This is a genomic window from Flindersiella endophytica (genome assembly GCF_054779015.1).
Genome location: NZ_BAAGYY010000043.1, coordinates 316531 through 338123 on the forward strand (window position 1 = coordinate 316531; position 21593 = coordinate 338123).

21 protein-coding genes and 1 pseudogene are annotated in these 21593 nt (G+C 70.1%); 10 read left to right on the top strand and 12 right to left on the bottom strand.

Features of this window, described 5'->3' with window-relative positions; all coding sequences use genetic code 11:
* Window positions 1–9 precede the first annotated feature (9 nt).
* From ACYVF6_RS44775 to ACYVF6_RS44790, 4 genes are all read right to left on the bottom strand, one after another.
* Window positions 10–225, bottom strand: a complete 216-nt coding sequence (locus tag ACYVF6_RS44775) for a hypothetical protein (protein WP_460532803.1) — start codon at window positions 223–225, stop codon at window positions 10–12.
* A 162-nt stretch (window positions 226–387) separates the two neighbouring features.
* Window positions 388–843, bottom strand: a complete 456-nt coding sequence (locus tag ACYVF6_RS44780; protein ID WP_460532806.1) for a PH domain-containing protein — start codon at window positions 841–843, stop codon at window positions 388–390.
* Between the two features lie 6 nt (window positions 844–849).
* A complete protein-coding gene (gene hisG / locus ACYVF6_RS44785) occupies window positions 850–1692 on the bottom strand; it encodes an ATP phosphoribosyltransferase (protein ID WP_460532810.1) in 843 nt (280 codons plus the stop codon).
* An 89-nt stretch (window positions 1693–1781) separates the two neighbouring features.
* On the bottom strand, window positions 1782–2045 hold the full coding sequence (locus ACYVF6_RS44790; RefSeq protein WP_460532813.1) for a phosphoribosyl-ATP diphosphatase: 264 nt from the start codon (window positions 2043–2045) through the stop codon (window positions 1782–1784).
* Between the two features lie 45 nt (window positions 2046–2090).
* Here ACYVF6_RS44790 and ACYVF6_RS44795 point away from each other — a divergent pair, with 45 nt between their 5' ends.
* On the top strand, window positions 2091–2510 hold the full coding sequence (locus ACYVF6_RS44795) for a GNAT family N-acetyltransferase (RefSeq protein ID WP_460532816.1): 420 nt from the start codon (window positions 2091–2093) through the stop codon (window positions 2508–2510).
* On the opposite strand, the gene ACYVF6_RS44800 is transcribed toward ACYVF6_RS44795, so the two are convergent.
* Window positions 2499–2846 carry a winged helix-turn-helix transcriptional regulator gene (locus ACYVF6_RS44800; protein ID WP_460532819.1) on the bottom strand — a complete coding sequence of 116 codons (348 nt, stop codon included), beginning with the start codon at window positions 2844–2846 and terminating at the stop codon, window positions 2499–2501. The two genes, ACYVF6_RS44795 and ACYVF6_RS44800, sit on opposite strands and share 12 nt — an antisense overlap.
* A 53-nt stretch (window positions 2847–2899) precedes the next feature.
* On the opposite strand from ACYVF6_RS44800, the gene ACYVF6_RS44805 reads away from it, so the two are divergent.
* The gene (locus ACYVF6_RS44805) at window positions 2900–3850 is read left to right on the top strand and encodes a VOC family protein (RefSeq protein ID WP_460532822.1); all 951 of its coding nucleotides are present in this window, start codon (window positions 2900–2902) and stop codon (window positions 3848–3850) included.
* Here the strand turns inward: ACYVF6_RS44805 and ACYVF6_RS44810 are convergent.
* The 4 genes from ACYVF6_RS44810 to ACYVF6_RS44825 are packed head-to-tail and all read right to left on the bottom strand — an operon-like array spanning window position 3847 to window position 7083.
* Window positions 3847–4314 (bottom strand): hypothetical protein, encoded by a 468-nt coding sequence (locus ACYVF6_RS44810; protein ID WP_460532825.1) that lies wholly within the window; start codon window positions 4312–4314, stop codon window positions 3847–3849. The genes ACYVF6_RS44805 and ACYVF6_RS44810 overlap by 4 nt on opposite strands.
* A 12-nt stretch (window positions 4315–4326) precedes the next feature.
* The gene (locus tag ACYVF6_RS44815; protein ID WP_460532828.1) at window positions 4327–5316 is read right to left on the bottom strand and encodes a hypothetical protein; all 990 of its coding nucleotides are present in this window, start codon (window positions 5314–5316) and stop codon (window positions 4327–4329) included.
* Window positions 5313–5942 (bottom strand): transcriptional regulator, encoded by a 630-nt coding sequence (locus ACYVF6_RS44820; protein ID WP_460532831.1) that lies wholly within the window; start codon window positions 5940–5942, stop codon window positions 5313–5315. The genes ACYVF6_RS44815 and ACYVF6_RS44820 overlap by 4 nt, the downstream gene beginning before the upstream one ends.
* Window positions 5935–7083 (bottom strand): GAF domain-containing sensor histidine kinase, encoded by a 1149-nt coding sequence (locus ACYVF6_RS44825; protein ID WP_460532834.1) that lies wholly within the window; start codon window positions 7081–7083, stop codon window positions 5935–5937. Before ACYVF6_RS44825 ends, ACYVF6_RS44820 begins: the two co-directional genes overlap by 8 nt.
* Window positions 7084–7117: 34 nt before the next feature.
* Here ACYVF6_RS44825 and ACYVF6_RS44830 point away from each other — a divergent pair, with 34 nt between their 5' ends.
* From ACYVF6_RS44830 to ACYVF6_RS44850, 5 genes are all read left to right on the top strand, one after another.
* Window positions 7118–7573, top strand: a complete 456-nt coding sequence (locus ACYVF6_RS44830; protein ID WP_460532837.1) for a hypothetical protein — start codon at window positions 7118–7120, stop codon at window positions 7571–7573.
* 345 nt (window positions 7574–7918) lie between these two features.
* Window positions 7919–8629, top strand: a complete 711-nt coding sequence (locus ACYVF6_RS44835) for an SDR family NAD(P)-dependent oxidoreductase (protein WP_460532840.1) — start codon at window positions 7919–7921, stop codon at window positions 8627–8629.
* Window positions 8626–9642: an S-adenosylmethionine:tRNA ribosyltransferase-isomerase gene (locus tag ACYVF6_RS44840; protein ID WP_460532843.1), complete on the top strand. Its 1017-nt coding sequence runs from the start codon at window positions 8626–8628 to the stop codon at window positions 9640–9642. The genes ACYVF6_RS44835 and ACYVF6_RS44840 overlap by 4 nt, the downstream gene beginning before the upstream one ends.
* Window positions 9643–9711: 69 nt before the next feature.
* Window positions 9712–10527: a PadR family transcriptional regulator gene (locus ACYVF6_RS44845; protein ID WP_460532846.1), complete on the top strand. Its 816-nt coding sequence runs from the start codon at window positions 9712–9714 to the stop codon at window positions 10525–10527.
* A 142-nt stretch (window positions 10528–10669) separates the two neighbouring features.
* Window positions 10670–11656 (top strand): NAD-dependent epimerase/dehydratase family protein, encoded by a 987-nt coding sequence (locus ACYVF6_RS44850; protein WP_460532849.1) that lies wholly within the window; start codon window positions 10670–10672, stop codon window positions 11654–11656.
* A gap of 20 nt (window positions 11657–11676) precedes the next feature.
* On the opposite strand, the gene ACYVF6_RS44855 is transcribed toward ACYVF6_RS44850, so the two are convergent.
* Both ACYVF6_RS44855 and ACYVF6_RS44860 read right to left on the bottom strand, forming a co-directional pair.
* The gene (locus ACYVF6_RS44855; RefSeq protein ID WP_460532852.1) at window positions 11677–13866 is read right to left on the bottom strand and encodes a hypothetical protein; all 2190 of its coding nucleotides are present in this window, start codon (window positions 13864–13866) and stop codon (window positions 11677–11679) included.
* A complete protein-coding gene (locus tag ACYVF6_RS44860; RefSeq protein ID WP_460532854.1) occupies window positions 13845–15044 on the bottom strand; it encodes a Rossmann-fold NAD(P)-binding domain-containing protein in 1200 nt (399 codons plus the stop codon). The genes ACYVF6_RS44855 and ACYVF6_RS44860 overlap by 22 nt, the downstream gene beginning before the upstream one ends.
* Window positions 15045–15115: 71 nt before the next feature.
* Between ACYVF6_RS44860 and ACYVF6_RS44865 the strand changes: the two genes are divergently transcribed.
* The 3 genes and pseudogenes from ACYVF6_RS44865 to ACYVF6_RS44875 all read left to right on the top strand — a co-directional run bounded on the left by ACYVF6_RS44865 (window position 15116) and on the right by ACYVF6_RS44875 (window position 19133).
* The gene (locus ACYVF6_RS44865; RefSeq protein WP_460532857.1) at window positions 15116–15856 is read left to right on the top strand and encodes a TetR/AcrR family transcriptional regulator; all 741 of its coding nucleotides are present in this window, start codon (window positions 15116–15118) and stop codon (window positions 15854–15856) included.
* Between the two features lie 171 nt (window positions 15857–16027).
* Window positions 16028–17716: pseudogene (locus ACYVF6_RS44870) on the top strand (family 78 glycoside hydrolase catalytic domain); the annotation flags it as partial.
* A gap of 82 nt (window positions 17717–17798) precedes the next feature.
* Window positions 17799–19133 (top strand): alpha-L-rhamnosidase-related protein, encoded by a 1335-nt coding sequence (locus tag ACYVF6_RS44875; protein ID WP_460532860.1) that lies wholly within the window; start codon window positions 17799–17801, stop codon window positions 19131–19133.
* Between the two features lie 183 nt (window positions 19134–19316).
* On the opposite strand, the gene ACYVF6_RS44880 is transcribed toward ACYVF6_RS44875, so the two are convergent.
* Window positions 19317–21422 carry an ATP-binding protein gene (locus tag ACYVF6_RS44880; protein WP_460532863.1) on the bottom strand — a complete coding sequence of 702 codons (2106 nt, stop codon included), beginning with the start codon at window positions 21420–21422 and terminating at the stop codon, window positions 19317–19319.
* Window positions 21423–21593: the final 171 nt, after the last annotated feature.

A 21593-nucleotide genomic window follows, 5' to 3' on the forward strand; every position in this document is an offset into this window, starting at 1 on the left:
GCTGGTGCCCTAGACGCGGCTCTCGTTCAGGTCTTCGACGATCTGCTCCGCGTCTCGCTTGGCCATGTCGAGGCGCGGGATCCACCAGTCTTCAGCCATCGTGTCCCACACCCCATATCCATAGTCTGTCGCTCGCACCACGTAGCGATCGGTCATCTCCCGCCCCAGCATGTCGCTTGCCCCTACGGTCGCCCTCATTTCGACGTCCACCTTTGCCCAAGTCATGGCGTCAGTCTATCGAACGTATGTTCGAACGACTATCCCTCTCTGCCCCACTCACCCGATCGTGCCAGCGGCCTACCCCTGGCCACAGGCGAACGAAACAGATCGACCGGATGATGAGATCGGTCATGTTCAGCCAAAGCCGAGACTGCACGTTCGCGTTGCTCAGTCGTTGCGAGCCGTCCGGCTTTGGTCAGCTACCAAGACGGCGAGCTGCCGTGCGGCGTTACGCCCACGCTTGCCGTCGGCCGACTGGATGGCCATCACGCCCAGCGTCGTTCCGTCGTCCAGGTCGAGTTGCACCCACGGGTCGCCGCTGCGGAGGTTGACCCCGAGCACCTGTGCCCACTCCAGGCGGTGCAGCCGGAACACGTTGACGACGGTGAGCCCACCCTCGTCGGCCGACAGGCGGGTACGCACGATTCCCACCAGGCCGGTGAGGATCGCGAGCAGGAAGATGACCAACGTGACGACCTGAATCCACGAGAAGTCGGCCCTCGCCTCGGCGGGCAGGCCGAACCACATGCCGAGCGACGCCGCGACCAGCCCGACCCCGACGACGCACGCGACAACAGGGGCGAACCGCGGTCGCCACGTACGAACGAAGCCAGGCTCAGCCATCGGCGCTCACAATCGGCAGGCGTGGATTCCGGTCACCAAGATGGCACGGGCGCCGATCTCCCAAAGTTCATCCATCAGTCGCTGAGCGTCTGCCCGCGGAACCATCACGCGGACGGCGGCCCAGCCCTCTCGATGAAGCGGTGAGACCGTCGGCCCTTCCAGACCGGGTGCGATCTTGGTCGCCTGGTCCAGCTCGGAGGTACGGATGTCGTAGTCCATCATCACGTACGTCCGCGCCACCAGCACCCCCTGCAGCCGCCGGACCAGCAGGTCCAGTCCGGCCGGCGAGGTGCCGTCGCGCTTGATGAGGACGGCCTCGGAGTGCAGTATCGGATCGCCGAACAGCTCCAGGCCGTTCTGGCGCAGGGTCACGCCGGTCTCGACGACGTCGGCGATCACGTCGGCCACGCCGAGCCGGATCGCGGTCTCGACCGCGCCCTCCAGCCGGATCACCTGGGCCTGAACGCCGTTGTCGGCGAGGTACGTGCCCACCAGGCCGGAGTACGACGTGGCGATCCGCAGGCCGCCGAGGTCGGCGACGCCCTTGGCGACGCCGGGCTTGCCGGCGAGCCGGAACGTCGAGGCGGCGAAGCCGAGCGGCAGCAGTTCCTCGGCGGGCGCGCCGGAGTCGAGCAGCATGTCGCGGCCGGTGATCCCGGCGTCGAGCGTGCCTTCGCCGACGTAGACGGCGATGTCGCGAGGACGCAGGAAGTAGAACTCGATGGAGTTGGCGGTGTCGACGAGCACGAGCTCGCGCGACTCCGAGCGCTGGCGGTAGCCCGCCTCACGCAGCATGGTGGCGGCCGGCTCGGCCAGCCCGCCCTTGTTCGGGACGGCGACGCGCAGCATGGTTCTTCAAGCTCCTTGACTGGTGTACTGCGGGATTCGATCAGGCAGACGTCTGATGGCCCTCGGCCCTCGCGCTCGGGCGACGAGGGCTAGAGATGCTTGTAGACGTCTTCCAGGTCGAGACCGCAGGCCAGCATCATCACTTGGGCGTGGTAGAGCAGCTGGGAGATCTCCTCGGCCGCGCGCTCCTTCGACTCGTGCTCGGCGGCCATCCACGACTCGGCTGCCTCTTCGACGAGCTTCTTGCCGATCTGATGGACGCCGGCATCCAGCGCAGCGACAGTCCCCGACCCGGCGGGTCGGGTGGCCGCCTTGGCGGACAGCTCGGCAAACAGATCGTCGAAGGTCTTCATCGGACCCAAGCCTAGGGTGCCTGGGCAACCCCATAATCGGTGGGCATGAACATCCGACCGGCGATCGACACCGACCGCGCGGCGATCGACGCGCTGATCCGGCAGCTCTATCCGGGCTTCGACGGCGAGCCCACGCTGCCCCGCGTACGGCAGGCGTCGCGGACGCTCGTGGCCGAGGCCGGCGGAGCGCTGGCCGGCACGGCCGTAGCGATGTTCACCGACTACGGCGTCGAGGCGTACGGTCTGATCGACGAGCTCGTCGTCGACGAGGCGCACCGCGGGCAGGGCATCGGCTCGGCGCTGGTCGAGCAGGCCCGGGCATGGTGCTTCGAGCAGGGCGCCCGCGTGGTCTTCGTGTCGGCGGGCACCGGGGCGGAGGAGTTCTACCGCCAGGTCGGCTTCGCCGAGTGCACCGGACCATGGCTGTACTCCGTGCCAGATTCCGTGCCGCGCTCAGCCGGGTAGGTGCTCGCTCCAGCGGCGTAGCTCCTCGATCGCCGGGTCGAGGGCGCGGCCGAGATCGGTCAGCTCGTACGTCACCACGGACCTCGGCGCCACTCCCACGCCACGGCTGATCACGCCGGCCTGCTCGAGGCCCCGCAGGCGTTCGACGAGCAGGTTGGTCGACACGCCCGGGAGCCGCTCGGTCAGGTCCTTGAAGCGGCACGGCCCGTCCTGCAGTGCCTGCACGACCAGCAGCGCCCACCGCGGACCGACGATCTCCAGCGCGCGGCCGAGCTCGGACTCCCTGCCGAGCCCTGCTCCAGGCTCGGCGGCATCGATTGCTTGACGGTCTGTCATCTCGCTCGTAATCTTACTTCAGTTTTTGAAGTACGTCGACCAGGGAGCCCTTGATGAGCACCGTACGATCCATCCAGACCATCGCCGTCTACGTCACGGACCTCGAACGATCCAAGCGGTTCTACGGTGACCTGCTGGGCCTGGCCCAGCTCGAACCTCCGGATCGGGTCGCCTACCGGATAGGCGACTCCCGGTTGCTGCTGCATCCCACCGATCCCGGCGAGGGCGCTCGGCACTCCCGCCTGGAGCTGCATCTCGGCGTCGACGATCTCGACGGGTTCGTCGCCCGGCTGGCCGAACGCGCCACGCCCGTCCTGCAGGAGCCCGTCGACCAGCCATGGGGCGAACGCGAGGCGATCGTGCTCGATCCAGACGGCTACCCCGTCTTCCTCGTCCACCAGGAGCCGGCCGAGCCCGAGCAGACCGACCAGACCGAGCAGTCACTGACCGGCCCGGCGCGGGATCGGGCAGCCGCCGGCGGGATCTCCGGAGCGGTGGCAGGGGACCGCGTCTGCGCCGCCGTCCAGGTCAACTGCGGCGGCGACGTCAACGTCTCGTTCGACGAGTCGGTCCCGTTGCAGCAGATCCGCACCTCACACGGATCCTGGGCGATCCGCGACGACAGCCGGGTCACGATCAACGGCGTCGACGAGGACATCGACGTGCAGATCAATCCCGGCCTCGAGCTGGATCTGCAGGTCAACGCCGCCGACGCGACGATCCACGATCTCAACACCCCGCTGAACGCCCACCTCAACGTCGGCGACGTCACGGTCAACGGCCGCTTCGACCACGGTGAGACCCGGCTCTACTGCAACGCCGGCGACGTCAACGTCACGCTCGACCCCGGTTCGGACGTACGAGTGCGGGTGTCGCCGCACGCGCGCTGGCAGGTGCACACCGATCTGCTCATCGCCGACCGCGGCGAGTGGATTCAGGGCAACGGCACGGCCCTGCTGGAGATCCACGGCAACTTCGGCGACGTGAACATCGAGAAGGCCTAAGCCTTACCGGACGGTCCGTCCTGGTCGCGGCGGAGCACCTTGCGGGCCAGCCTCGGCAGGTCCGCGGGGTTGGGCGGCTTCGGCAGGTTCTTGAGGTCGGGCAGCTTGGGCTTCCCGCTGCCCGGCCGCACCCGCTGCCCGAGGTCGGCGTGTTCGAGCAGAACGGTCAGCTCGGCCTCGGCCACGGGGTACGCCGCCACCGGATGGTCTTCGCTGAACACGACCCAGATCGGCTCGCCGTCGCGGAAGACGCGAAGCACCGAGCCCTCGACCAACGTCTCGGCGTGCTTGAAGGCCCGGCGCCGGTCGCCCTGCCTCGCCATCGCTCGCTGCAGGGCACGCTGCGCGGGCTCACGCCCGTGCTTGACCGCTTCGTAGAGCAGTGGGCCGTACTTGATGCTGTACTTCACGACGGTCTTGGCGATCTTGCTGCCGCCCGCTTCGGCCGGACCCACGTCGCTCACCTCCCAGCTTCCCTACCGATGGTGCCACGCGTGTGTAGTGACGACCGTGATCCCGGCCGGATCGGCCACGGCGAACGCACTTCCGTCAGTGCGTGCCGCGACCGGTGGCTGCGGCACCGGCGTGACGCCGTACGGCAGGTCCCGCCGGCCGGAGTCGAGCTCGGGCCACGCCTCCACGACCTCACCGGAAGACGGCTCGATCAGCTTCGGATACCCGTACCAGCCCAGCACATGCGTGCCGTACGGCACGACCACGCCGGCGCGAACACCCAGCGGCGCCCGGCTGACGAACGCACCCGCCGACGCCGACCACACGCCGATCTCCCCCGGGCGCAGGCCGTCGCTCTCGTCGTCGAGCGGCTCCTCCTCCGGGTTGCCGACGACGACCAGCCGGTCCGCGTCGAGCCAGCACGCCGACTCGACCTCGGCGACGACGTCGAGCCGCGGCGACGGCACCTCGTCGAGGTACGTGGGATCGGCCAGCGCCCGTTCGACGGAGAAGACGTCGGCGATCCCCCACGGGTGCCAGACCCAGCCGGCGGACAGCAGCCACGTCCCACCCGGACTCAGCGCCAGCCGGGTGTGGAAGACGTCGGCGGCGTCGTCGCGGCCCGGTCGCGTCGTCAGCCGCCGCCCGGTCGCGAGGTCCTCGATCTCCAGCCGGTTGTAGTCGTCGGGGCAGTGCACCAGCACCTCGCGTCCGTCCGCGAGGAGCCCGGCGGCGATCGGGAATTCGTAGTCCTCGGCGTGGTTGAAGCTGCGGTTGATCTCGCGCGGCCGCGGCTTGGTGCGTACGTAGCCCTTGGTGCCGCGATCGACGTAGACGACCGGCACGCCGGACGGCGACACGATCGCGCGGTCGAACGAGAAGCCGTACGAACGGTGCGGGTCGGTCTCCTCACCGGCGAGCGTCCAGCGGTAGCCACCCGACGCCCAGTCGACCAGCTCGTCGCCGTCCCACACCAACGAGAGAACGGCAAACCGGGTCTCGATCCGGATCACACCAGGCCCGACTTCACCGCGAACAGCGCCGCCTGGGTGCGGTCGGACAGGCCGAGCTTGGCCAGGATCGACGACACATGGGTCTTCACGGTCTTCTCCGACAGCACGAGCGCCCGCGCGATCTCACGGTTGGACCGGCCGCGCGCGATCTCGGCCAGCACCTCACGCTCGCGATCGGTCAGCGCCGCCGCACGTTCGTTCGGCGCGTCGTCGGCCAGCAACGCCGCCGCGACCTCCGGCTCCAGCAGCACCTGGCCGGCGTGTACGGCGCGGATCGCCTGCGCCAGGGCGTCGGGGTCGACGTCCTTGAAGAGGTAGCCGGCCGCGCCCGCGCGTAGCGCCGGCACCACCGACGAGGGCTCGGTGAACGATGTCAGCACGAGCACCTTCGCCTTGCTCCCCCGGTCGCGCAGCATCCGCAGCGCTTCGACGCCGTCGATCGTCGGCAGTTGCAGGTCGAGCAGGATGACGTCGGGTTCGAGCTGCTCGGCCGCCGACACCGCCTCGCCGCCGTCGCCGGCCTCGCCGACGACATCGATGTCGTCCTGGACGTCGAGGAACGTCCGCAGGCCATGCCGCACCACCCGATGGTCGTCGACGACCAGCACCCGGATCACGTCACTCATGCGGAACCTCCAGCCGGATCGTCGTACCCTCGCCCGCCGCCGATGCCACCTTGAGCCGGCCGCCGGAGCGCCGAGCCCGCTCGCGCATCGAGGCGATGCCGAGATGGTGCCCACCCTGGGCTGCCTGGTCGGCCTCGAAGCCCTTGCCGTCGTCGGAAACCGTCAGCACCACGAGGTTTTCGGGCGTACGCAAGTCGATGTTGACAGCACTCGGCAGGGCGTGCCGCAGTGCGTTGTGCAGTGCCTCCTGGGCCACCCGGAACACCACGTCCTCGACCACGTCCGGCAGGGCGCAGCGGCCGTCGCAGTCGGAGGTGAACGTGATCTCGACGGCGTGCGCGCGGCCGATCACGTCGATGTGCTTGCGCAGCGCGGGCACCAGCCCGTCCTCGCGTACGGCGGGCGGGCGCAGCTCGGTGACCACCGCGCGCAGCTCGTCGAGCGCCGACCCGGCGAGCTCCTTCACGCGGCCGAACTCCTCACGGGCCCGCTCCCGATCACCCTTCTGCACCAGGGCCTCGGCCGCGCCGACGGTGAGGCGGAGGCTGAACAGTTTCTGGGCAACGGCGTCGTGCAGGTCGCGCGCGATCCGCGAACGTTCCTCGATCAGCGTGAGCTCACGGTCGCGGTCGAACATGCGCGCCCTGGTCAGCGCGATCGCGGCATGCGCGGCGAGGATGACCAGCAGGCACTCGTCGTCGTAGGTGAACGGCTCGCGGTCGCCGCGGTTGGCGGCCCAGACCGCACCGAGGATCTCCTCGCCGTCGACGATCGGAACGCCGAGGAAGCCACGCATGTCGGGATGCGCCTCCGGCCAGCCGGAGTACTGCGGATCCTGCTGCACGTTGTCGGCGCGATAGGTGGCGGCGGTGCGCATCATCGAGCCGAGCAGGCCGTGAGCGCGCGGCACCGGGCCGATCGTCGCCCACTCCTCGTCGCTCACGCCCGCGGTGTAGAACTCCGCGAACCGGCCGTGCTCGTCGGGCACGCCGAGCGCGGCGTAGTCGGCGCCGACCAGCGTCCTGGCCGACTCGACGATCACCTGGAGCACATCTCGGGTGGAGGTACGGGTCGTGATCGCGAGCACCGCACGCGACAGCGCCTCCAGGTCGTCCCTGCTCACCTCGGCTGACTTTCCCACGTCGCAAACGGTACCTCCGATAATGTCTACGGCCATGTCCCACTGGATGACGCTCGTGCTCCTGCCCGCGGACACCCCCGACCCCGCCGAGCGGGCCGATCAGGTCATGAAGACGTTCTGGATCATCGACCTCGCCGAACGCTACGACGACTCCGACTGGGATCCGGACAACATTCGGATGCTGCCCGGCATGGAGCGCTTCAAGTGCGACAGCTTCATCATCGGCGGTAACTTCAGCGGCGTCATCCTGAGCATCGAGCCGCACTACGTCGAACACGACGGCCAGACCTACCTCGACCCACGCCCGGAGGACAACATCTGCCCGGCCGGCGAGGTCGCCTCCGACGCCAGGCCCTACGCGATCGTCACCCCGGACGGCACCTGGCATGAGTGCACCCGCGAAACGGCAGACACCTGGGACGCGACCGCCCGCGACCTGCTGACCCAGCACGCCGACTGCCTGGCGGTCGCGTTCGACTGCCACGACTGACCCCGGACCCCGGGACCCCAGCACGAGCCAACGAAGCGGACCGTGCCGCGACCCGATGAAAGCCGACCGTGCCGCGACCCGACGAAAGCGTGCCGTGGCGGAGTCCGTGGAAAGCGGGCCGTGGTGGGGACCGCGACGCAGGTGTGAGTGGCCGGCAAAAGCAAACCGCAACCCATGGGACACGCCCAAGACAAACAACCGACCCCAACCCCCACCACACGCCCACAGACCACAAGCCCTAGGCCCAACGACGTACCCAGATCGGATCCGCAGCCCGAGGTAACCCGGCGTCCAGCTTCCTACGGTCGATTCACGAGCACTCGTACGACCGAAAGGACGACGCTCATGCCTATCGCGATCATCACCGGCGCCTCACGCGGACTCGGACTGGCACTGGCGACAGATCTCGCCGAGCGCGGCTGGTCGCTCGTCATCGACGCCCGTCACAGCACTCCCCTCGCCGACGCCGAGCGCGAGCTGAACGCCTGCAAGACCAACGGCAACAAGATCGTCACCCTCACCGGATCGGTCGCCGATCCCGACCACCGTGCCGGACTCATCGCCGCCGCCGAACAGCTCGGCGGCCTCGACCTGCTCGTCAACAACGCCGGCACGCTCGGCCCGAGTCCCCTTCCCCCACTGGCGAAACTCGGGCTCGGCGCGTACCGCGACATCCTCGAGGTCGGCGTCGTCGCACCACTCGGTCTGACCCAGGCCGCCCTGCCACTGCTCCGGACAAGCGCCGGCTCGATCCTCAACATCACCAGCGACGCCGGCGTCGAGGCGTACGAAGGCTGGGGCGGCTACGGCTCCGCCAAGGCCGCGCTCGAGCAGTGGTCGCACGTCCTGGCCGAGGAGGAGAAGGACCTGCGGGTCTGGTGGGTCGACCCCGGCGACCTGCGTACGCAGATGCACCAGGACGCCTTCCCCGGCGAGGACATCTCCGACCGACCGCTGCCCGAGACCGTCGTACCCGCGTTCCTCCGCCTGCTGGCGGACCGGCTGCCGAGCGGGCGGTTCAGGGCACCGGAGCTGCTGCAGGGAGCCGCGGCATGACCACGACTCTCCAGCCCAGCTTGGACTTCGACCTGCCCGCCGATCTCGAGGCTCACCAGCCACCGGAGGCGCGCGGCCGGTGCCGCGACGACGTCCGGCTGCTGGTGGGCCGCGGCTCCGGCGAGGTCAGCCACCACGCGTTCACCGAACTGCCCGATCTGCTCCTGCCCGGCGACGTTCTCGTCGTCAACCGTTCCGCGACGATCCCGGCGGCGGTCGACCTGGCCGACGGCCGCGCGGTGCACTTTTCGACAGTCACACCGGACGGCAGCTGGCTGGTGGAAGTACGGCTGCCGGAGGGACCGGACCTGTCCGGCCGCGCCGGCGACGAACTCCCGCTTCCCGGCGGTGCCTCGGTGAGCCTGCTCCGCCGGCACGAGTCGCCACGGCTCTGGCACGCGCGGCTGTCCCACCCCGATGTCCTGGCCTACCTCGGTGTACACGGCCGGCCGATCCGGTACGGCTACGTCGCCGAGCAGTGGCCGCTGTCGGCGTACCAGACCACGTTCGCCACTGTGCCCGGCAGCGCGGAGATGCCGAGTGCCGCCCGGCCGTTCACACCCGACACCGTGAACCGGCTGGTCAGCGCCGGCGTGCTGGTCGTACCCATCACGCTGCACTGTGGCGTCGCCTCGCCGGAGTTCCACGAGCCGCCGTACGCCGAGTGGTTCGACGTACCCGACATGACGGCACACGTGGTGAACGCGGCCAGGAACTTCGGGCATCGGGTGATCGCGGTCGGCTCGACGGCGGTACGTGCGCTGGAGTCCGCCGTCGGACCGAACGGCCAGGTCAGGCCCACCTCCGGCTGGACGGAACGGGTGGTGACGCCGGAGCAGGGCGTCCGCGTGGTCGACGGCCTGCTGACCGGCCTGCACGAGCCGAAGGCGTCGCACCTGCTGATGCTGGAGGCGATCGCGGGACGGCGACTGATCAGTGTCTGCTACGCCGAGGCGCTGACCGGGCACTACCTGTGGCACGAATTCGGCGATGTGAACCTGTTGCTGCCCTAAGACCCTTGCCAACTCTCGACTATCTCGATATATCTAGAAGCAGTCGAGTAATTCGAGAGGATGATCACCATGCCTGGACCACACGGACCACACGGACCACACGGACCACACGGAGGCCAGCACGGCCACGAGGAACCCTGGGACGAGCATCGCCGGCACCACGAGCACGCCTGGGACGAAGACCCGCGCCACCACCAGCAGGCCTGGGACGAGGAGTCGAGGCCTCCCTTTCCGCCCGGACCTCCGGGACCGCCCGGGTTCGCCGGGCATCCTGGGTCGCCTGGCCCGCCTGGCCCGCCTGGTGCGCCCGGATTCGGGCAGTTCTTCGCGCCCGAGCCCCCAGGACCTCCGGCGCCGCCAGGACCCCCGGGCCGGGGGTTCACCCGGCCCGGACCTCCGTTCGGCGGCTGGTTCGGACGAGGCGGAGGAGGACGACCGAAGGTAGGGCGCGGCGACGTCCGCGCGGCGATCCTGCTGCTGCTGTTCGAGGAGCCGCGCAACGGCTACCAGATCATCACCGAGATCGAGCAGCGCAGCAACGGCGTCTGGCGCCCGAGCCCGGGCTCGGTCTATCCCGCGCTCAACCAGTTGGAGGACGAAGGCCTGGTCCAGACCGACCAGTCCAGCGGGCGCAAGCTGTTCCAGCTCACCGATGCCGGGCGGTCCCACGTCGAGGAGCAGGACATCCGGCCGCCGTGGGACGCGATCGCCGGCAGCGTCGACGACGACCTGTCCGAGCTGCATTCGATCATCGGCCAGGTGACGATGGCCGCGATGCAGGTCGCCCGCGTCGGATCCGACATCTCCCGCGCGCGCCGCATCCTGATCGACGCGCGCAAGCAGCTCTACCGCATCCTCGCCGAAGACGACGAGACCGAGGAGTGAGCCCTTACGCCTGAGGTCAGTCCGCGGCGAGGGGGCGCGGACTGGCCACGGCGTACGGCTGGATCCTGGCCGCGGCGGCGATAGCGTTGGTGAGCACGACCGACCAAGGCGAGCCGCACCGCCGGCCAACGATCGGAGAGCCATGAGAATCGTCGTCATCGGTGGGAGCGGCCACATCGGCACGTTCCTCGTTCCCCGGCTGGTGCGGGCGGGCCACGAGGTCGTCAACGTCAGCCGCGGCAGCCGCCAGCCCTACGCCGACGCGCCGGAGTGGAACGACGTCCAGCAGCTCAGCGCCGATCGCGAGCAGGAAGACCGCGACGGTACGTTCGCGGGCCGGATCGCCGGGCTCGGAGCCGATGCCGTCGTCGACCTGATCTGCTTCACCATCGAGTCGGCCACCATGCTGGTCGAGCGGCTGCGTGGCGAGACGGGGCACCTGCTGCACTGCGGCTCGATCTGGCGGTACGGCCTCAGCCGCAAGGCGCCGATCACCGAGGAAACCGGCTCGGGCACCGAGCCGTTCGGCGAGTACGGCATCCAGAAGGACCGGATCGCTCGGATGCTGAAGCAAGAGACAGCCGGCGGCGGGCTGCCCACCACCTCCGTGCACCCCGGTCACATCGTCGGGCCCGGCTGGCATCCGATCGGCCCGCTCGGCAGCTTGGACCCCGGCGTCTGGCAGGCACTCTCGGTCGGCGAGCCGCTGCGGATCCCCGGAAGCGGCGCCGAGCTGATGCACCACGTTCACGCCGACGACGTGGCCCAGGTCTTCGAGCAGGCCATCGAACGTCGAGCCGCCGCCGCCGGCGAGGACTTCAACGCCGTCGCACCCACAGCACTCAACGTCCGCGGATACGCCGAGATCGCCGCCGGCTGGTTCGGGCAGGTCGCCACGCTGGAGTCCGTGACCTGGGACGAGTTCCGCCGGTCGACCACACCGGAGCACGCCGAGGCCAGCTGGCAGCACCTCGTCCGCAGCCACTGCTGCAGCATCGACAAGGCGGGCCGGCTGCTCGGCTACGAGCCGCGGTACGAGCCCGAGCAAGCCATCCTCGAGTCCGTTCGCCGGCTGATCGACAACAAGGAGCTCGAGGTCGCCCGCCCGCTGAGCATCCCCGCCCCCTGATTTCACTGACGCCCGCTGGCTCAGATGTCGACGTACGACTCGTGCTCCGGCCCCAGCGGCATGGTCAGGCGCGCGCAGTAGGACGGATACGACTCGTCGGTCACCAGCGTGGGATACGCCGGGTCCGGAACCGTGCCGGTGACGACGACCTCCTCCCCCGACTCGGCGGTGAAGCTGACAGTGGCGGGAGCCAGGCCCTTCCACATCGAGCCCCGGTTGCGGAGGAGGTAACTCACCCGGATCGCGTCGCCGGGCTGCAGGCTCCAGCCCGTCGGCAGCCCGGCCTTCAACTCCGCCGGGCTCACCGTGAACGTCTGTGTCGCTTCCGGGTCGAGCGTCCAGGCACCGGTGGACTTCGACGGCGGGATCAGCTTGGCGACCGAGACCTTCAGCCGGTCCGGACCATTCGACCCGCCCTCGAACTCCGGCAGGACGTCGTGGACGGTGACGCCGGAGCTCACCCGGTTGGCGGTGAAGTAGGTCGTGACCTTCCACCGCTCGCTGTCCACCCGCTGCGGTGGCAGCTTCGCCAGCTGGCCGTTGCGCACGATGCCCATCGGCTTGTAGGGGTAGTTCTCGAGGTAGTACTCGTAGGCGTCGGAAAGCGCCTCGAGCTCCCGGTCGAGCGGCACGCCGGCCCGCAGGAGGTAGGCCGCCGTCCAGAGGAACGGCAGCAGCACGGCCATGTCGTGCGAGATCGCCAAGCGCTGGTTCCGGGGATTCTCGGCGCCGTCGTAGTACCAACGCCCGTCGGTCGTCCACTCGCGGACGAGGTACCACAACATGCCCCGGGCGTACTCCAGCTTGCGCAGGTCGCCGGTGTAGAAGCCGACCGCCGCGACCGCCTGCGAGACCAGGCCGATCACGTTGTCGGTGGCGTCGCGGACGTTGTTGCCGGGGCCGCTCAGGTTGTATTCGGTCCAGTAGTAGCGGCGGCCCTCCCACACACCGGTGTGCCAGCCGTAGCGCGGGATCTGGTTGTGCACGAACCGCACGACGGCATCGAGATCCGACTGCCGGCGGGTCAGCTCGTACGACCGGACGATCGCGGCCGCGCACTGAGCGCCGACGTGGTGGTCGCCGGCATGCAGGCGCCAGAAGTAGTTGTAGGCGTCGAGCCATTCCCAGTCGTAGACGTAGTCCCACGCGCCGACCCACTCCAGCGTGCGCCCGAGCTGCTTGGCCTCGGCGAACTCCTCCGGGAAGTAGGTGGAGGTGAAGGCGTTGTCGCCGCCCTGGTCGTACTGCGAGAACGCCAGGAAGTCGAGCAACTGCGTCATCCGGTCGCCGAACTCCGGGTCCTCGGTGAGCGCGTAGGCCGGCTGGAAGTCGGTCGTGAGCCAGTCGTGCATCCGGCGTGGGTAGTAGCGCTTGCTGTAGCTGCCGTCCGCCGCCGGATGGGCGTGGACGATCGGCTCGTACGCGATGTCGCCCGCGACGACGTTGAGCATCGTCGGATCGGTGAAGTCGACCTCGACGCCGATCGTGGTCTCGAGCCGGGGCAGCGCCGACTGCGTGTCGTGGACGCGCTTGGGCAGGCCGAGGTCGAGGCCGAGGAAGTGCCTGCGGAGCACGGGATAGGACCACACCGAACGCCCGCGCACCCGCGCGTCGAGCGACGCCTCCGCGGGCTTGGCCCAGAACTCCTCCGGCGAGAAGATCCTCGGCTCGTCGACCACCTCCGTGACCGGAACGGGACGACCGAAACCGTCAATCACGGCTGGCGGATCGGGCTCGCCGATCGCCATCGTCACGTTGTCGAACCACGCCCTGCCGGTCTTGTCGGCGCCGCCGCCCGCCGGCAGGATCCGGAACCGGAGACCATGCGTCGCCGACGTCGTGGTGAACGTCACCTCGTTGGGCTGCCAGTCGAGCGTGCGCGCGCAGTAGAGCCAGCGCACGACGATCTGCGTGCCGCCGGAATCACCCGGCGGCTGGTCCCATTCCTCAACCCCCACGGCGATCTGAGCGCCAGCACCGTCCTCGACGTCGGTACGGCAGAGCGCACCGAGGACGATCACCTGTCCGGGTTCGGCCGCGATCCGCTGGGAGTAGACCACCGCGGTGCGCCGGGGATCGGTGTCCTCGATGTAGAGGGCGCCGGCGCCTTCCGCGGCTTCGGGCACGATCCGGCCGTCGCCGGTCCAGCCCTCGGGGAGCCCAGCCGGGCTTGGGTTTTCGAAGCCTTCTACGAAGAAGGGGTCGGCCATGCTCTGAGGCTATCCGTTCCGGGATAGGTCTCCAAGGGTATGTCGCTGGTGACCTTCTTACCCAGCTTCAGGTTGAGATCGACGAGCCATCGGACGTTGAACATCCAGTTCCGGATCGCCAGCCCTCTCGCCGTGAGCGGTGCCAGGAACCGGCCGGCGCGGTTGCCGCCCCTCTGGCAGTTCGTGGCGTACTTCCGCAGCTTGGTCTCGTACCGCGCGAACGCGGTCCGGCGGTCGGCGCCGGCGAGCTCACCCGCCAGCACGTACGCGCCGACGATCGCCGCTCCGGTGCCCATGCCACCGAGCGTCGCGCCGTGTGCGGCGTCGCCCAGCAGGACGACCCTCTCCCGCGACCAGTGCGGCACGTCGGCCCGGCTGATCGAGTCGAAGTAGAGGTCGTCCGCGTCGGCCAGCGCGGCGAGCAGACGTGGCGTCTCCCAGCCGAGGCCGGCGAACCGCTCCGCGAGAATCGCCTTCTGCTGTTGGACATCGTGCCGGTCGTAGTCGATCCGTTCGGACGCGAAGGCCACCAGCACGCCGGCCCTGGACGGGTCGCGCTGGTCGGCGCCGACGCTGACCAGCTTGCCGGGAACGTTGTGCAGCAACGCCGTCTCCCCAAGGCCCAGGGTGTTGGGCAGGCTCCAGGTCGCGATGTAGTAGCCGAGATACCGGACGAACTCCTCCTCGGGGCCGAAGGCCAGCCGGCGGACGTTGGAGTGCAGGCCGTCGGCGCCCACCACCAGGTCGAACCGGCGCGCGGGCGCGTGCCGGAACTCCACGTCCACGCCGTCAGCGGTCTCGCGCAGCGCGGTGATGGAGTCGCCGAAGACGTACTCCGCCCGCGGCGCGGAGTGTTCGTAGAGCACCCTGGCCAGGTCACCCCGGTGCACCTCCAGCTCTCCACCCGCGAACTCACCGGGCAGCGCCGCGAGCTGACGGCCGTCGGCGTCGACGAACCGCCACGGGCTGCCACCGGTTCGCACCTGCCGCAGGTCGTCGAGCACACCCATCCGTTCCAGCACGGTCAGGTGCGTCCGTCCCCGGAAGTCGACCGCCTGGCCGCCCGGCCGCAGGGCCGGCGCGATCTCGACGACGGTGACGTCGTGTCCGTTCCTGCCGAGCCAGTACGCCAGCGCCGGTCCGGCGACGCTCGCCCCCGAGATCAACACGCTGCTCATGGATCATCTCCCCATCGTCACGTTAACTGTCTCCACCGGAAACAGTTTTGTTTATGGTAGACACAATTACTGTGACAAGCAAGCGGGAGAAGTTGTTCGGCGATCAGGCAGCCGGCATCGAGCTGCTGTGGGGTGCGCACGCGCAGCCCAGGCGCGGGCCGAAGCCGGCGCTCAGCCTGGAGCGGATCGTGCGGACGGCGATCGACCTCGCCGACGCCGAGGGCCTGGCCGCGGTCTCCATGCAGCGGCTGGCCGACGAGCTGGGCTTCACCAAGATGGCGATGTACCGCTACGTGCCCGGTAAGTCCGAGCTGGTCGCGCTGATGGTCGACCACGCGTCCGGCTCGCCGCCCGACCTGGCCTCCGTGCCCGGCGACTGGAGGCCCAAGCTCCGCGAGTGGGGGCTGCGGCTGTTCGGCGTCCTCCACGCGCATCCCTGGGTGATCGCCGCCACGACCGGACTGCGGGTGCTGGGTCCCAACGAGCTCGGCTGGGCCGAGACCGCACTGGCCTCACTCGCCGGCACCCGCCTCGACGGCGCCGAGCAGTTGGACACGATCGGGGTCATTACCGGGCACGTGCGCAACCTGGCGCAGCAGACGGCCGGCACTCCGCACGCTACCTGGGGCCTGACCGAGCGCCAGTACACCGCCGCGATGGCCGAGTTGTTGCACGACCATCCCGGCGACTTCCCCGCCCTCGCCGCTGTGCTGGCTTCCGCCGCGGGCAGCCAGAAGCGCGAGCAGTTGCTGGAGTACGGCCTCGACCGGATCCTCGACGGCATCGAGGCACACCTCGCCGGCCAGGACTGAGTCGCGGTTTTCCAAGCCCCTACAGGGCTTTGCGTACGCCCTCTGGAGTAGTCGAGGTGTCGTCCCTCGCCTGATGCCCACTCCTGCCGAAGCCGGGAGGCTGGCGGGACAACACACCGCCGGAGAGGGGCCGAAGTGGCAGAGGTACGTCGACGAGTCGTTATGGGTGGCATGGCTGGTGCGGCCGCACTGACGGCGCTTTCCACCGGTCTGGAAGGGATCTCTCCCGCGTTGGCCTCGGGCGAGGTGGAGGCCGTCCGGCCGGTCCGGCTGACCACCGAGCACCTCACCGAGCCGCTCGGCATCGACGCGGCCAGGCCCAGGTTCGGCTGGAGACTCGAAGCCACCGGCGAGAACCGGAGCCAGACCGCGTACCGGATTCTCGTTGCCAGCAAGCGCGAGCTGCTGCGTGAGGGTCGTGCCGACGTCTGGGACTCCGGCCGGGTGAGCTCGGCCGAGCAGACCGCGCAGCTCTACGACGGTCCGGCACTGCGGGCGAGGACCCGGTACTTCTGGACGGTCCGGGTCTGGGACGAGGCCGGGAGCCCAGGGCCGTATGCCGGCACGGCCTGGTTCGAGACCGCGCTGCTCGAGGCCGCCGACTGGACCGCGCGCTGGATCGGCAGCGGCCGGGCCATCCCGAACGCCGTTCGGGTGCTGGACCCGCGCGACACCGATGAGGTCCGGCTCACCACGGGAAACACGCTCGGCCAGAGCTTCGTGACCCACGGGCCGACGGTTGCTGTCACCGTGCTGCTGTTGCTCGAGTCCGACACCGCCGGCTTCGTGATGACGCTGCACCGGGACGGGCCCGGCGGGACGGTCGTCGGCAGCCGGAGGCTGCCGGACGTACGCGGCGATCGCTACAGGAACGCGCAGGGCCGGCTCGACTTCGCCGAGCCGATCGCGGCCGGCACGTACTACCTCGAGCTGTCCGAGCCGGAGGGTGACGTGCGCTGGCCGAGCGCGCCGTACGACGACCCGCGGGCCGATCCGTACCGCGAGGGCACCGGCTTCACCAACGGCGAGCCGGAGCAGGTCGACCGGTGGGTTTACACGATCACGCCGCCTGCACCCGCCAATCCCTTGCTGCGCAGGGAGTTCAGCCTGGGCGCCACGGTCGAGTCGGCCCGGCTGTATCTCTGCGGGCTCGGCCACGGGCTCGCCTGGATCAACGGCCGGGCGGTGAACGCGGGCGAGCTGACACCGGCCGCGACCGACTACGACCGGCGGCTGCTCTACACCACGTACGACGTCACTTCGCTGCTACGCAAGGGATCCAACGCGATCGGCCTCGCGCTCGGGCGCGGCTTCTTCGCCACCCGCGAACCCGACACCGACGGCAGCAACCTGCAGCGCTGGGTCGCCGAGCCGCAGGCCCTGGCGCAGCTGGAGGTCCGGCTGGCCGACGGTCGTACGGTCACGATCGGCACCGACGCCGGCTGGCAGCAGGCGGACGGCCCGACGACGTACGAAGGCGTGTTCAACGGCGAGACGTACGACGGGCGCCGCGCGGCCGCCCTCAACGGATGGAGCACGGCCGGATTCGCCGCATCCGGCTGGACGCCGGCCAGGGTCGTCGAGAGCCCGGGCGGCCGGCTGGAGGCGTTCGCCGGCGCCCCGATCCGGCCGACGGCGACCATCCGGCCCGTCTCCGTTCGGGACCTCGGCGACGGCACGCGGCTGCTCGACTTCGGCGTCGTCCTGACCGGCAACGTCCGGCTGACGGGCCGAATGCCCGAGGGCACGAGGGTCCGCCTGCAGTACGCCGAGAAGCTCGGCGAGAGCGGGCGGATCGAGGTCGGCATCCCGAGCGGCAACGAGAACCCGTCGATCGACGGACGGCTGCAGCGCGACGAGTACGTCGCGAGCGGGCGTGGCGAGGAGAGCTGGCAGGCGGCGTTCACGTACAAGGGCTTTCCAGTACGTCGAGGTCAGTGGCGTGCCGGGCGACCTCTCGATCGAGGTCGTAGCCGTCCAGGTCAACACCGACGTGACCGAGACGATGGAGCTCGAGCTCGACAGCCCCGTCCTGCAATGGATCGCGGACGCGTTCAGGCAGACGGCGCGCAACGGGCTGCACGGGCATCCCGACCTCGCGGGCATCGGCAAGGCCGGCTGGACCGGCGCGAACCACTGGATGGCGCAGCCGGCGCTGTACCAGTTCGGAATGCAGAGCATCTACGCCAAGTGGCTGGAGGATCTTCGGCTCGGCCAGGCGCCCGACGGCGAGGTGCCGCTGATCGCGCCGATGGGTGCCACGAGCGGCGGCTTCCTGTTCACGCCGAGCTCGACCGGGGTCTATCCGTACCTCGTCCATCGCTACTGCATGACCTATGGCGACCGGGCGCTGGCCGCCAGGTTCTTCGACAGCGTGGGCAAGTACATCGAGTGGTCGGTCGGCAAGCTCGCGAGCGGCGTCAGCGAAGACCGGTTCGGCGACTGGTATCCGCCGAACCCGCCGAAGGACTACCCGAGCGGGCCGGAGGGCGGTGCGCTGGTCGGCGTCGCGTACGTCATCCAGAGCCTGCGGCACGGCACGGCGCTCGCCGAGCTGCTCGGCAAGGGTTCTCAGGCGGCCGCTTGGCGGGCGAAGGCGGAGGATCTGGTCGGGCAGTTCAACGCGCGGTTCCTCGACGCCGAGGCCGGTGTCTATCGCACCGAGCGCACCGAAGCCGGGTATCGGCAGACCAGCAACGCGGTTCCGCTCGCGTTCGGCTTCGTGCCGGCGGAGCACCGTGCGCGCGTGCTGGCCGGCCTCGCCGACGACATCGAGGCGAGGGGGCGGCATCTCGACACCGGGAACGTCGGAACGGCGACGCTGCCGTTCGCGCTGACCGACCACGGGCGTTCGGACCTGGCGCACGCGGTACTCGGCCAGACCGACTATCCGTCGTACGGCTACCTGCGCTCCCTCGGCGCGACGACGTTCTGGGAGTCGTGGGAGGCGGACTCGCGCGGGCACAACGACCCGACGCTCAGCGCGCCGGTGAGCTGGCTGGTCGAGCGCGTGGTCGGCGTGCAGGCGACCTCGCCGGGATGGGCGCGCTTCCGGGTGGCGCCGGTGGCGTTCGGATCGCTCGAGTGGGCGAGCGTCTCGCTCGACACCGTACGCGGACTGGTGTCGGTCGGCTGGCGCCGAGCTGGCGACGTGGTGGCCCTGCGGGTCCGCGTACCGGTCAACGCGGTCGCGGACGTGGAGCTGCCGAACGGCAAGCGCCGCCGGCTCGGCTCCGGCCGCCACCTGATCGCGTTCGGGCTCGGCCGGTCGGGCTAGCCAGGCTCGGGCCGGCTCGGTGCGGCACGCCGGACGCGTTCCAGCTTGATCTGAACCGCGTCGGCGGCGGGGTGGTCGAGAGCACGCAGCTCGGTCAGCGCCGGCCGCCAGCTCACGCCCGTGGCGTCACGGCATCGGTGCGGCGGCGAACTGACGACCGGGTTCGGGCTCGGGCTGAGCCGGCTAGTTCGGCGCGGCACGCCGGACGCGTTCCAGCTTGAGCTGAACGGCGTCGGCGTCGGGGTGGTCGAGGTCGTGCAGGGTGGTCAGTGCCTGCTGCCAGCTCTCGGCCGCGGCTGCGGCATCCTCGGCGGCGAACTGGGTGTCGCCGAGGTGGACGAGGGTGTCGGCGGCTCGATACGGGTCGCCGAGTTCGTCGTACAGGTCGATCGCGCGGCGGAAGCAGGCGGCGGCCGCGTCGAACTGGCCGAGGCCGAGCCGGGCGTACCCCACGCTGTCCAGCGAGCCGGCCGCGCCGTAGCTGTCGCCGAGGTCCTCGAAGATCTCGACGGCTCGTTCGCAGTACGGAAGTGCGGTCTCTGGCCGGCCCAGCAGGCACAGGAACCAGCCGACCGAGTTCGACGCGATCCCCTGTCCGCTGCGATGGCCGATCGCCTCGTACAACGCCAGCGCCTGTTGCGCGTGCTCGAGCGCCTCGGCGGGTCGGCGCTGCTCCTCGCACACCTGCGCCAGCTGGTAATGCGTGTGCGCCTGGCCGGCCTGGTTGCCGAGCTCTTCCGACAGCCGGAGCGCTTCGGTCAGGTGCCGGTGGGCGTCGTCGAGCCGGCCGCGGAGCTGGAGGCAGGTGGTCGCGAGGTTGCGGTGGACGCGGGCCTCCGCCGCCCGGTCCCCCAGCCGGCGGACCGCGCCCAGCGCCGTCTCCCAGGCCGCGAGCTGCTCCGGCCACCGCCCCTGCCGGAAGAGGTAGTTGTGCATCGCCCAGGCGAGCTGCCAGGCGTGGGTGTCGAACCCAGCCTCCGCCGCGAGGCCCACCGTCGCGGGCAGCACGGCCTGCTCACCGGCGTACCACCGCAGTGCCTGTTCGACGTCTTCCAGCGCTTCGGGCGCTACACCGGGAGCCGGCGGGGCGGGCGCGATCGGGTCGCGTTGCGGCGAGAGCAGCCGGTCGGCGGCACAGGCGGTGTGGAGGTAGTGGTCGAGGATGCGGCGCGTGGCGGCTGCGCGGTCGGTGTCGGTGTCGGTGGTGTGGGTGAGTTCGGTGGCGTAGGTGCGGAGGAGGTCGTGGAAGGTGTAGCGGCCGGGTGCGTGTTCGGAGACCAGGTGGGCGCGGGTGAGCTCGGTGAGGGGTGGGCGGCTGCCGGCGAGGCTGGCGGCTGCTGCTGTCGAGATGTCGGGTCCGGGGTGCAGGCCGAGCAGCCGGAACATGCGCTGCGCTTGCGGGCTGAGCTGGTGGTACGACCAGGAGAACACCGCGCGGAGATCGGTGTCGGGATCCGCGCCGGCCGGCGTCTCCAGCTGGTTCGTCAAGCCCGCAAGCGGAAAGCCGGGCCGGATGATCGCGCGGGCGGCCACGATCGCGAGGGCCAGCGGCAGCCGCGCACAGGCGGCGATCAGGTCGTCGACGGCCTGCGGCTCGGCCGCCGTCCGCTCCACGCCGAGGCGGTTGTCCAGCAGCCGGCGGGCTTCGGCGTCGGTGAGGACGTCCAGCGTGATCGGTCGGGCGCCCTGGTTGGCGATCAGGCCGAGCAGGTCGTTGCGGCTGGTGATGATCGCCAGGCAGGCGGGGTTGCCGGGCAGGAGCGGCCGGACCTGCTCGGTGTCGCGGGCGTTGTCGAGGACGACCAGGACCCGTTTCGTACTCAGGATCGTGCGATACAACGCGGCCTGGGCATCCAGCTCGACCGGGATCCGGTCCGGTGCGACGCCGAGCGCGCTCAGGAATCCACGGAGCGCGTCGGCAGGATCGGTCACCTGACCAGTGGGGTCGAAGCCGCGCAGGTTGACATACAGCCGGCCGTCGGGGAAACGCTCGGCGATCCGGTGCGCCCAGTGCACCGCCAGCGTGGTCTTGCCGACGCCGGCCGTTCCGGAGATCGCCACCACCGGTGCGGGCCGGCTGTCGAGCTGGTCGAGTTCGGTGTCGCGGCCGGTGAAGCCGAACACGTCGGCCGGAAGCTGTGCCGGCACAGCACCGCCGGCCGGTCCGCCCGCGCCGGCCGGGAGCGGCACACCGTCGGCCAGTGCCTGGAAACGCGCGCGGGCACCGGCGGCGTCCGGCCGGTCGTGCGGGTTCTCCCGCAGCATGTCCGCCAGCACCCGTCCCAGCACGCCGCGCCTCGCCGCGCCGTCGCCGGCTTTGTCTACAGGACCGTCGCCAATCTTGTAGACACTTCTACCGACAGGATTGCCGACAGGATTGCCGACAGGATTGCCGACAGGATTGCCGACAGGATTGCCGACAGGATTGCCGACAGGATTGCCGACAGGATTGCCGACAGG